At 35.4% G+C, this 10,133-nt stretch carries 12 protein-coding genes; 7 read left to right on the forward strand and 5 right to left on the reverse strand.

What is annotated here, in order from left to right; genetic code table 11:
- Positions 1 to 56: 56 nt before the first annotated feature.
- Entirely contained in the window at positions 57 to 626 is a 570-nt protein-coding gene (locus PLH43_RS11635) for an S-layer homology domain-containing protein (protein WP_324363281.1), read from the reverse strand.
- A gap of 217 nt (positions 627 to 843) precedes the next feature.
- On the opposite strand from PLH43_RS11635, the gene PLH43_RS11640 reads away from it, so the two are divergent.
- Entirely contained in the window at positions 844 to 1,374 is a 531-nt protein-coding gene (locus PLH43_RS11640; protein ID WP_324363283.1) for a hypothetical protein, read from the forward strand.
- Positions 1,375 to 1,444: 70 nt separating this feature from the next.
- On the opposite strand, the gene PLH43_RS11645 is transcribed toward PLH43_RS11640, so the two are convergent.
- Positions 1,445 to 3,157 carry a VanW family protein gene (locus PLH43_RS11645; protein WP_324363285.1) on the reverse strand — a complete coding sequence of 571 codons (1,713 nt, stop codon included), beginning with the start codon at positions 3,155 to 3,157 and terminating at the stop codon, positions 1,445 to 1,447.
- Positions 3,158 to 3,713: 556 nt separating this feature from the next.
- Between PLH43_RS11645 and PLH43_RS11650 the strand changes: the two genes are divergently transcribed.
- From PLH43_RS11650 to PLH43_RS11675, 6 genes are all read left to right on the forward strand, one after another.
- Entirely contained in the window at positions 3,714 to 4,037 is a 324-nt protein-coding gene (locus tag PLH43_RS11650) for a YaaL family protein (protein ID WP_324363287.1), read from the forward strand.
- Between the two features lie 163 nt (positions 4,038 to 4,200).
- On the forward strand, positions 4,201 to 4,473 hold the full coding sequence (locus PLH43_RS11655; RefSeq protein WP_324363289.1) for a pro-sigmaK processing inhibitor BofA family protein: 273 nt from the start codon (positions 4,201 to 4,203) through the stop codon (positions 4,471 to 4,473).
- A 263-nt stretch (positions 4,474 to 4,736) separates the two neighbouring features.
- Positions 4,737 to 5,315 (forward strand): 2-oxoacid:acceptor oxidoreductase family protein, encoded by a 579-nt coding sequence (locus tag PLH43_RS11660; protein ID WP_324363291.1) that lies wholly within the window; start codon positions 4,737 to 4,739, stop codon positions 5,313 to 5,315.
- Positions 5,312 to 5,620, forward strand: a complete 309-nt coding sequence (locus PLH43_RS11665) for a 4Fe-4S binding protein (protein ID WP_324363293.1) — start codon at positions 5,312 to 5,314, stop codon at positions 5,618 to 5,620. The genes PLH43_RS11660 and PLH43_RS11665 overlap by 4 nt, the downstream gene beginning before the upstream one ends.
- Positions 5,621 to 5,636: 16 nt before the next feature.
- The gene (gene porA / locus PLH43_RS11670) at positions 5,637 to 6,821 is read left to right on the forward strand and encodes a pyruvate ferredoxin oxidoreductase (protein WP_324363295.1); all 1,185 of its coding nucleotides are present in this window, start codon (positions 5,637 to 5,639) and stop codon (positions 6,819 to 6,821) included.
- A 12-nt stretch (positions 6,822 to 6,833) separates the two neighbouring features.
- Positions 6,834 to 7,769 carry a thiamine pyrophosphate-dependent enzyme gene (locus tag PLH43_RS11675; protein ID WP_324363297.1) on the forward strand — a complete coding sequence of 312 codons (936 nt, stop codon included), beginning with the start codon at positions 6,834 to 6,836 and terminating at the stop codon, positions 7,767 to 7,769.
- Between the two features lie 68 nt (positions 7,770 to 7,837).
- On the opposite strand, the gene PLH43_RS11680 is transcribed toward PLH43_RS11675, so the two are convergent.
- From PLH43_RS11680 to PLH43_RS11690, 3 genes are all read right to left on the reverse strand, one after another.
- Positions 7,838 to 7,978 carry a cyclic lactone autoinducer peptide gene (locus PLH43_RS11680; RefSeq protein ID WP_324363299.1) on the reverse strand — a complete coding sequence of 47 codons (141 nt, stop codon included), beginning with the start codon at positions 7,976 to 7,978 and terminating at the stop codon, positions 7,838 to 7,840.
- A gap of 92 nt (positions 7,979 to 8,070) precedes the next feature.
- Positions 8,071 to 8,910, reverse strand: a complete 840-nt coding sequence (locus PLH43_RS11685; protein ID WP_324363301.1) for a hypothetical protein — start codon at positions 8,908 to 8,910, stop codon at positions 8,071 to 8,073.
- A 90-nt stretch (positions 8,911 to 9,000) separates the two neighbouring features.
- Complete coding sequence (locus PLH43_RS11690) at positions 9,001 to 9,720, reverse strand: helix-turn-helix transcriptional regulator (protein WP_324363304.1); 720 nt, start codon at positions 9,718 to 9,720, stop codon at positions 9,001 to 9,003.
- Between the last annotated feature and the right edge of the window lie 413 nt (positions 9,721 to 10,133).

Here is a 10,133-nt window from a genome sequence, read left to right on the forward strand (position 1 = left end):
ATTTATCTTATTTTGAGACAGCCCCTTATAAAGGATTATTATTAATATTCATAATATTAGCGGTTAAACTTTACAGTAAGAGCATTGTAAACTATTACCGACATTTCGCCGCGAGTAAGCTTATGATTTGCGTCAAGGTTAAGATTGGTTGAGAGTTTGAGTTCATTTGCTTTGTTTATTATATTGTCTGGCCATTCGCCTTTTAGCGTCTTTTCATATCCAAGGGCACGAATTACGACAGCAAGGGCTTCAGCGTAAGTTACATCATTATTGGGTGCAATGGTATTGTCAGGGTAACCTGAAACAAGGTCATACTTGATTGCACGTTTTATATTGTTGTAAGCCCAGTGATTTTTGTTAATATCGGTGAAAGTAACTTTTACGCTGTCAAGATCAGTATCTGTGTCATATCCCATCAAATTTACAACTAAAGTTATAAATTCGCTTCTTTTAATTTTGTTTTCAAGTCTTAGGGAGCCATCCTCATAGCCTTTCATAATTCCCAAAGCTACGAGAGCATTCGCATTCTTTGTCTGCACCTCAGGAATTGACTCAGCCCCTGCGTAAATTGAAGTTAAAGAGAGTACTATGGCCAAAACAAATGAGAGAATTATGTATTTTTTCACGCTATCAACTCCATTATAGTATTTTATTTACGGCAATATACTTAAATTATACACCATAAAGAATAAACCAAACATTAAATAATAATTACAATTCTCGCAGAAAAAGTGTTTAGTCTCAGCTTTATCACCTTAAATCCAAAAAAATGCATATATATGCGGAATAATTAAAACTATAATAACCAAAACTAAACTCAGTACAAGAAAAGGAGGAAAAATTATGTCAAAAACTATTGCAGCAGTTTTTGATGATTACAGCAGTGCGGAAAGAGCAGCGCATCAGATAAAGGAGCAGGGGCTTAGAACTGACGATATTTCAATAGTGACAAAGCAGGATCAGGGCGGCAACGATGAAAAAGGCTTTTTTATGGGAAAAGGGGACACTACTGCGAACATGTCTTTAGGTAAAAATGAAGGCGGAGTAAACGACAACATATCCAATGGAGTGGTATCCGGAGGAATACTTGGAGGATTGGCAGGATTGCTGATCGGTGCAGGAAGCATGGTTATACCGGGATTGGGAATTGTAGCTGCTGCAGGTCCGATAACGGGACTTATTTCCGGAGCAGTTACAGGAGGTATTGTCGGCGGACTTATTGATTTGGGTATTCCGGAAAACAAAAGCCGTCAGTATGAAACGGATATTAAGGCAGGTAAAACACTTTTCAGCATGAAAGCAGATGACGACAAGATTGACAAGATTAGTGAAATATTAAGAAGCAACGGTGCCGTAAGCGTGGACAGTTACTAGATTTATCATCCAGGAAAAAAACTATAATAAAAAGCGAAGGGTTGATTCCCCTCGCTTTTATTATTGAAATTTATTCGGATACAAGTGTTTCATCAACAACTTCACCGGGAAGCGGTGGCTGCGGTGTCGGATCGGATGCCGGCAATAATGATGTTTCGGGGACTGGAGAATGAGTTTCTGCTGATTTGGCAGCTTTTTTAGTACCCCTCTTGATAATGGTTTCATAAGGAATGTAAGTACTTCTGTGAATCTTGTTATCACTTACAACATTACCGTTAACCTTTACTATTTTATATGTGTCTATGGTATATCCTGTATATCCCGACTGAATAACCACTGTCTGACCCTCTTCAAGATTTGGGTCATCTACATATTTGACAGGCGATGGCTTTGAGCCCACCTGAACATGCTTTATTTCCACCGTTTTTGACGGTTCTTCCTTTGTGCCGTAGAGTGTGAAATATACGCTGTTGTTCTTTACACTGGATACAATTTTAATTGGCCAGTTTGTATTGTTTTTAAACCTGAAATCCGATTCGTTGTATGAAACAGCAGCATCTCTCCCCAGTGGAATATATGATACGGTAAATATGTGATTATGCCTTTCTACTGTTTCCAAGTCTGCAAAAAGCACTGCACTGTAAAGGGTCGACGACACTTGACATACTCCTCCGCCAATTCCGTCCACTATTTTGCCGTTAACATACTCTTTTGCAGTCTTAAATCCATTTGCTACTGTTCTTGGGCCAACTACATTATTAAATGAAAACTCTTCGCCGGGAGCAAGAATTTTACCGTTTATTTTTGATGCTGCAATACCTATATTAACTCCTCTGTTGTAGTTGTTTTGACCCGCTGTGGAAAAGGATGTACTTGATGATGCAAGAACATCTTTAAAAAGTTTTGCATTTACATCATCCGTTGTAACTTTCGGCTGCGTGAATTTTACCGGAAGTAATATTTCTTTGTCTGTGGTGTTTTCATTTTGCTTAATTATATCGGTAAGTTCCGATTTTGAAATTTCACGACCCAACTGGTGGGGAATAACTTTTACACTGTTGTTTTCAACGGCCGGTTTTGCATCAACCGGTTCTGCAACTATTTGATTATAAATATCGTCAATGTCAATCGCTTTGGGCATGTTTGTTATAACAGGAACGTCAAAGGTTCCGCCGGTGCACGTTTTTATTGAGTCCTCAATAATTTCAAAAGCTTTTTCTTTATCTATTGATTTACCGGGATGTCCGGTAGTAAAGGTAACCTTGTTATCCTGTATGGAGAGATTTGCTTCTTTGACCGAAACCAGTGTTTTGGAATAAAAATCGTCAACTATCTCGCTGACTTTGTCATGATTGTAGGAGTACTCTAAACTTAGCCGAACACCTTTCTTACTGGCATTGAAAATTTCAGACAACCTTGCAAATATATTTCCTTTTCTGCCCACATCAAAAGCTTTTTGAGCGGCTTCTTCAATTTCATATTTCAAGTCTATTTTGGACAAGTCAACTTCCGCAGTTACACCATCGTTTTCTAGAATAACCTTTATATCTTTTGACTTTTCGGTATAGCTTGAATTAAGAGAGTCATAAATGTCTCCGAGAGTCATTCGGCTGATGTTTATATCATTTATAAACACACCTTTGTAGACCCTATCATAGGATAGCGTAGAATAAATAAAAAATATGGATATGAGTATGCAAACCGATATCAATACCAATAAGCAGATTAATACTATTTTTGTTCTTGGATTTAAACTCTTTTTTTGAACTACAGGGTCAGCCATAAAAAACACTCCAAATCAAATTTAATTTTTAAAATAATACTTATTAATTATATGTTTAGACGTATTTGCCTGAAGTTTGGTTCGAAATAAACCGAATCGATTGCATCGAAAATATAAAATTACCATTATTCCTTATCTTGGGATAATTATATTATCGCAAGTTTATTACAAAAAAACAATATATTATTAAATGAAAAAATGTAAATTGCTGTATTATAATAATATTCACAACCTTTAATGTTATTATCGGTTAAGAAGCTTTTTTTGCTTATGTTTTAAAGCCTTATATCAAGCCATATTCAGAAAGAATGTTTTTCCAGTAAATATTAGAATCCAAGAATAATAGGTCCAATACTTTTCTTAAAATGAAAACCTCCGTTTTTTTATTAAAAAAATGCTATTAATAGTGTATTAAAGGACAAAGTATTCGGTTAATAATCATTGCAAAATGTATAGTCAAGGTAAAAACTGCTTATACTTAATAATGTATGAAACTGTATTTGATTTAAGAATATTATGAAAGTGAAACTTAAAAAAATAAATATAAGGTGATTGTATGAATTTAAGTACACAAAGAAATCTGAATATCAGACTTTTGAAGAATGTCATATTCACAAAATTGTCCGGTTTATTAGTAAAAGCAAAAAGTGAATTGACAGAAGATGAAGAGTTTAAAGAAGTTGAAGAATTGATAAAATGCATTAAAGATGCAAAAAAAGAGTGGATTAGTGCCACTGCAAATTTTGAGCATGCTACTGACAGTGAAATAATTGACTATTACACCTATGAGATAAAAGCCTATCAGTTAAGATATGAGTATCTTTTGAAAAAGGCAAAGGAAAAAGGAATAAAAGTAAACGAAGACAGCATTATTGTTTGATATTTTAGCCCCACTTCTGCTTATACAAAATCTATTTTTGTAATAAATGTTTGACCCAAACTATATATTTATATATATGAAAGGATTTATTTTCATTAAGCCGTATGAAAATAAAACCTTGTTGATTTAAAAGTACAAAAGTGAAAGCGGAGTGGGGATGCATATGGCTGTGGAATTTGGAACAGTATCTACTTATGTAATAGGAATAGTACTTTTATATTTTTTGGGAAAGTATCTGGTTGTCCCGATGAAAACTGTCTTAAAACTTGTATACAATGGTCTGATTGGGGCAGTCGCCGTTCTGGTAATTAACTTTGTAGGGGGTAATTTCGGCTTTCAAATTGCATTAAATCCTTTAACGTCAATTATTGTAGGTACGCTGGGAGTACCGGGAGTACTTACGATATCAATTCTAAAATATCTTTTCGGAGTGTAAAAGCAATCTCAAATTCCATATAATACCTCTTTTATGCAATCAATAAAAAATTAAAACTTCGTGTAAATGCATAAGAAATTGTATACAAAGAACATAGAAAGAGCAAATCAATGCAGATATCAAGCCATTTTCAATTTAGATTTCTTGACAAAAAATTGACAAACAATTATACTTGAAGATGTATTAATCTATGTTTTTGATAATACAAAGCTGAATTTTTTCAGCATAAAACTTCTCATAAATAAAATAAGGAGGATTACCACATGGGCAAGGTTGTTGAAATCAGATGGCATGGGCGTGGCGGACAAGGTGCCAAAACTGCATCGCTTTTGCTGGCTGACGCTGCATTCAATACCGGAAAATACATACAGGGTTTTCCGGAATACGGTCCAGAAAGAATGGGCGCACCGATCACGGCTTATAACAGGATTAGTGACGATAAACTTACCATTCACAGCAACATTTATGAGCCAGATTATGTTGTAGTTGTAGACGATACTCTTTTGACATCGGTTGATGTTACATCAGGTTTGAAGGAAGATGGAGCTATTATTGTCAACACTCCAAAATCTCCTGACGAAATAAGACCTCTTTTAAAGGGTTACAAGGGAAAAGTTTGCACAATTGACGCAAGAACCATTTCTATTGAAACTTTGGGAAGATATTTCCCAAACACTCCAATGCTTGGTGCTGTAGTAAAGGTTAGCAAAATCATGGACGAAAAAGAATTCCTCGACGATATGGTAGAATCATTCAAGCATAAGTTTGCAAACAAGCCTGAGGTTGTTGAGGGCAATATTAAGGCTCTCGAGAGGTCAATGCAGGAGGTGAAGGGATTATGAGCAAAAAGGAATTGAGAGACGTAAGACCTGATGTTACTTGGAAAGATATAACACCTGGCGGAGCAATAGATTCTCCCGGAAATGCACATCTTTTTAGGACAGGCGATTGGCGTTCGATGAAGCCTGTTTGGAATTCGGAAAAATGCAAACAGTGTTTGCTTTGCAATCCGGTATGTCCTGATTCATCCATATTGGTAAATGAAGAATCAAAAATGACAGGTATAGATTATGATCACTGTAAAGGATGTGGCATTTGTGCAAAGGTATGTCCTTTCAAAGCCATAGACTTTGTAGAGGAAGTATAAGGAAGGGGGATGCAAAATGGGAATAAGAGAAAGGCTTAGCGGTAATGAAGCAACAGCGATTGCTATGAAACAGATAAATCCTGACGTAGTTGCGGCGTTTCCAATAACACCATCTACAGAAATTCCTCAATATTTCTCTTCATTTGTTGCCGATGGTGTTGTTGATACAGAATTTATAGCAGTAGAATCCGAGCACAGTGCAATGTCTGCATGTATAGGTGCTCAGGCTGCAGGTGGAAGGGCGATGACTGCCACATCTGCAAACGGTTTGGCATATATGTGGGAGGCTTTGTATATAGCAGCAAGTTCAAGACTTCCAATTGTGTTGGCGGCTGTAAACAGAGCACTTTCCGGTCCTATCAATATCCATAACGACCACAGTGATACTATGGGAGCTAGGGATTCCGGATGGATACAAATATACAGTGAAAACAATCAGGAAGCTTACGACAATATGCTTATGGCCCACAGAATAGGTGAGCACCCGGATGTAATGCTTCCTGTTATGGTATGTCAAGACGGATTTATTACTTCTCACGCTATAGAAAATATTGAATTGGTGGAAGATGAAAAGGTTAAGGCTTTTGTTGGAGAATATAAGCCTGCTCAATATCTTCTCGACAGAGAAAATCCGATTTCTGTAGGTCCGTTAGACCTTCAAATGCATTATTTCGAGCACAAGAGACAGCAGGCTCAGGCAATGGCAAATGCCAAGAAGGTAATTCTTGAAGTGGCGGAAGAATTCTATAAGCTTACAGGAAGAAAGTACGGATTGTTTGAAGAATATAAGACTGATGATGCTGATGTAGCTATCGTTGTTATGAACTCCACTGCTGGTACTGTAAAATATGTTGTTGACCAGTACAGGGCAAAAGGCTTGAAAGTTGGTTTGATAAAGCCAAGAGTGTTCAGACCGTTCCCTGTTGATGAATTGGCTGAGGCTTTATCAAAGTTTAAGGCAGTAGCAGTTTTAGACAAGGCAGACAGCTTCAACGCAGCCGGAGGACCTTTGTTTACTGAAATAACAAGTGCTCTCTTCACAAAAGGAATATTCGGTCCTAAGGTTATAAACTACATTTTCGGACTTGGTGGAAGAGACGTTAAAGCTGATGATATACAAGTTGCTTATGATAAATTGTTAGAAATCGCAAGTACAGGTAAAGTAGACTCAGTATACAATTACCTTGGCGTTAGAGAATAGGAGGTGCGGTAAATGGCTTATAATTTAAAAGAAGTAGCTAAAAAACCGGAAAGGCTTACCGGCGGACACAGAATGTGTGCAGGCTGTGGAGCTCCGATAGTTGTTAGACAGATATTAAAGGCATTAAAGCCGGAAGACCATGCAGTTATATCAAGTGCAACAGGTTGTTTGGAAGTTTCAACTTTTATTTATCCATATACAGCATGGAAGGATTCTTTCATTCATAGTGCGTTTGAAAATACCGGTGCTACAATCTCCGGTGCGGAAGCAGCTTATAATGTATTAAAGAAAAAAGGAAAAATTCAAGGGGAGACAAAGTTTATCGCATTCGGCGGTGACGGCGGAACATACGATATAGGATTCCAGGCATTATCGGGAGCAATGGAAAGAGGACATGACATGGTTTATGTTTGCTACGACAATGGAGCATACATGAACACGGGTATTCAGAGGTCTTCTGCAACTCCAAAATATGCCGATACTACAACTTCACCTGCAGGAAAGAAAATACCCGGTAAGATGCAGCCAAGAAAAGATCTTACTGAGATAATGTCAAACCATCACATACCTTATGTTGCTCAAACTGCTCCGATAGGTAATATGAAAGATCTTTATGAAAAGGCTGAAAAGGCAATTTATACACCCGGACCTGCATTCCTTAACGTATTGGCGCCATGTCCAAGAGGATGGAGATACAACACTCCCGATTTGATGGAATTGAGCAAAATGGCTGTTGAAACATGTTTCTGGCCGCTTTATGAGGTTATTGACGGCAAATATATAATAAACTACAAACCGAAGGAAAAGGTTCCTGTTAAGGAATTCTTGAAACTCCAAGGAAGATTTAAGCATCTCTTTAAGGCTGGCAATGAGTATATGTTGGAAGAAATACAGAAGGAAGTTGACAGCAGATGGGAAAGACTTTTACAATTAGCTGGAGAAGCTTAAAAATAATAAAGTAAATTATTAATAAAAAGACCTGGGTATTTAGCCTGGGTCTTTAAATTTGTAATGATTTATAATTCAGATTTAGAGCTTTTGAGAAGAGCTTTTGGAACTTTGGGTTGGTGGAAAAAGAAGAAACAGGCAGAACTTGCCGATAGAACTGCAAACAGGGTAACAGCAAAGGACACTATACTTAAAGTTTTTTTAAACATAAAAAATTACTCCCCTCCATACATATTCCCTAGCGATTATGAAGCCAGTATTATATTAAAGTCATTGCAAAAAGATTGATTTATATACAAAGTTAGTGGTCGATAAGGTGAGATTTCAAGCTAATTAAAGCATCTTTGGCTTCATTAATGTTTTGTTCGTCTATGAGTCTATATATATATTCTATATTTTGAATAACTTCATTATTATTAAGAGTACTTTTGTTCTTGTAGAACTCATGGATGTTTTTTACGGCGAGGGTTAGAATTATAGTTACAAACAGGGAAATAAAAATATTTATTTTCAGTAAATATACATTTTGAGATGAAGTTATTGCGGCCGTTTCAAAGATTAACATTTTGGTCATGAGAAAAGAAAGAAAACCGATAGTAGACAGAGATATTAAATATACAATCAATTGAATATAATACACTTTTGTTTTTATGCTTGTATTATCCATATTTACAATCTTAAACTTGAACCGGTAAAACAAAACTGCCAAAATTATCTGCAGCGAACGAATAATCAGGACAGACGTGGCAAAGTTTGAGGCATTATGATAAAATTCCTTTTCACCGTCAATTTTAAGAATCAATGAAATAATAACGGAAAAAGGCATTTCAACAAGCAATATCAATGAGAAGGCGAGTACGGAGGCGGTTACTGCTTCGTAAAATTTGAATTTTGCAATCAGTATCAATAATATGATGTCAAGAAATAATAACAATAGCGAAGCTTCGGAGCCAAGTCCGAATTTTTCGCGCAGGATATAGCTGATAGAAGTAGCAATAGAAGCTATTGCCAATATTCTAAAGTAATTGGAGCGAGTCTTAAAATAACTGTATTTGCCGATGGAAAAAAAACCTAATAAAATAAAGATTATTTGTTCGGAAAAACTAACCAAAATATATTGAATTAGTGACATGTTTTGCATATACAACACTCTCCCGTATTTGTATTGATCCACAGAACAATTTGATATTAGGTAAATTATTTCTTAACATTTTTTACCCTACCAATAAATCTATTTTGAATTTTTGACTTCGTTTACGATAGTATCTATCAGTAAATTTAAAGTATTTGCGCTTATATTCTTCTTTCGAGCCTCCACTGCAGCTTTAATGTATGGTATATTTTCTTCTGAGGAAAGAAAACTCTTAATCTCATCATTAAGCTTGCAAAAAGCTGCGAACTCTTTGTTAAAGGACTGGGAAGCTGCTTTTAAAACAGTTTCATTATATTTGGCTCGTTCCTTTTGAAGGCTTTCCTCCGTATTGAGTACATACCAAAAGTCCGGAGATACCTGGGCATATTTTGAAAGAATGTTTATCGTCCCGGGAAAAGGTTCAATATCTCCGTCTAGATAACCTTTTATCTGGGAGGGTTTGATTTGATATCCCGTCTTTTCGTATATGTTATGGGAAAACTCTTCGATGGTCATATTCCCCATAATGAGCTTAATATTTTTTACAAAAATATCATGATCGAATTTTTTTTGAATTTGAATATCCTCGCTCAAGTATCCTGCTGCTTTCAGGAGTTCTTCGTACGGATAGTTGTATGCCTTTGAAATCATCTTTAAAGTTTCGGGCTTTGGATTGGAATCCTTGCCTGTACGGGGATCAACTTCTCTTTCAAGGATACTTAAGTATGAGTAACTTATTCCCATTTTTTTTGCTGCCTGCCTTATTGACCACTTTTTACTTAACCTTATTTCTTTGAATAGCTTGCCTAAATTGCTCATATCATCCATCCTATATCAATCATAGTTTAAAAATTAAGTTGCTCTGTAAAATTGCAAGATAAATTTGGAAACCGGCAATAAAGTAAATTAAAATAAAATATCAATAAGATCATAATGAAAAATAAATATTTGTAAAAGTGAACAATAAATTATACTAAAATAATAAACTTCATAAATGATAAAATAGAAAAACAAAATATATTCTTATTTTAAAGGATTTTTAAAAGTATTTCAAAACAAATTTTCATAAATTAGGTTAAATATAAAATAATTAGTAGTAAATAAATGTAATTTGTATAGAACAGAAGAATTAATAATTATTTTTTTAAACCAATTATTGACATGAAAGTGAAAATAGTATAATATGATTGTCCCACAAAAAGCTAGAAAATATAAACAAATAGAGCAAAATA

This window comes from Acetivibrio sp., assembly GCF_035371925.1.
Lineage (GTDB): Bacteria > Bacillota > Clostridia > Acetivibrionales > Acetivibrionaceae > Hungateiclostridium.

Coding starts and splice junctions, on each gene's coding strand:
- PLH43_RS11640 (WP_324363283.1), top strand. CDS start 844: ATGTCAAAAACTATTGCAGCAGTTTTTGATGATTACAGCAGTGCGGAA.
- PLH43_RS11645 (WP_324363285.1), bottom strand. CDS start 3,157: ATGGCTGACCCTGTAGTTCAAAAAAAGAGTTTAAATCCAAGAACAAAA.
- PLH43_RS11650 (WP_324363287.1), top strand. CDS start 3,714: ATGAATTTAAGTACACAAAGAAATCTGAATATCAGACTTTTGAAGAAT.
- PLH43_RS11655 (WP_324363289.1), top strand. CDS start 4,201: ATGGCTGTGGAATTTGGAACAGTATCTACTTATGTAATAGGAATAGTA.
- PLH43_RS11660 (WP_324363291.1), top strand. CDS start 4,737: ATGGGCAAGGTTGTTGAAATCAGATGGCATGGGCGTGGCGGACAAGGT.
- PLH43_RS11665 (WP_324363293.1), top strand. CDS start 5,312: ATGAGCAAAAAGGAATTGAGAGACGTAAGACCTGATGTTACTTGGAAA.
- porA (WP_324363295.1), top strand. CDS start 5,637: ATGGGAATAAGAGAAAGGCTTAGCGGTAATGAAGCAACAGCGATTGCT.
- PLH43_RS11675 (WP_324363297.1), top strand. CDS start 6,834: ATGGCTTATAATTTAAAAGAAGTAGCTAAAAAACCGGAAAGGCTTACC.
- PLH43_RS11680 (WP_324363299.1), bottom strand. CDS start 7,978: ATGTTTAAAAAAACTTTAAGTATAGTGTCCTTTGCTGTTACCCTGTTT.
- PLH43_RS11685 (WP_324363301.1), bottom strand. CDS start 8,910: ATGCAAAACATGTCACTAATTCAATATATTTTGGTTAGTTTTTCCGAA.
- PLH43_RS11690 (WP_324363304.1), bottom strand. CDS start 9,720: ATGAGCAATTTAGGCAAGCTATTCAAAGAAATAAGGTTAAGTAAAAAG.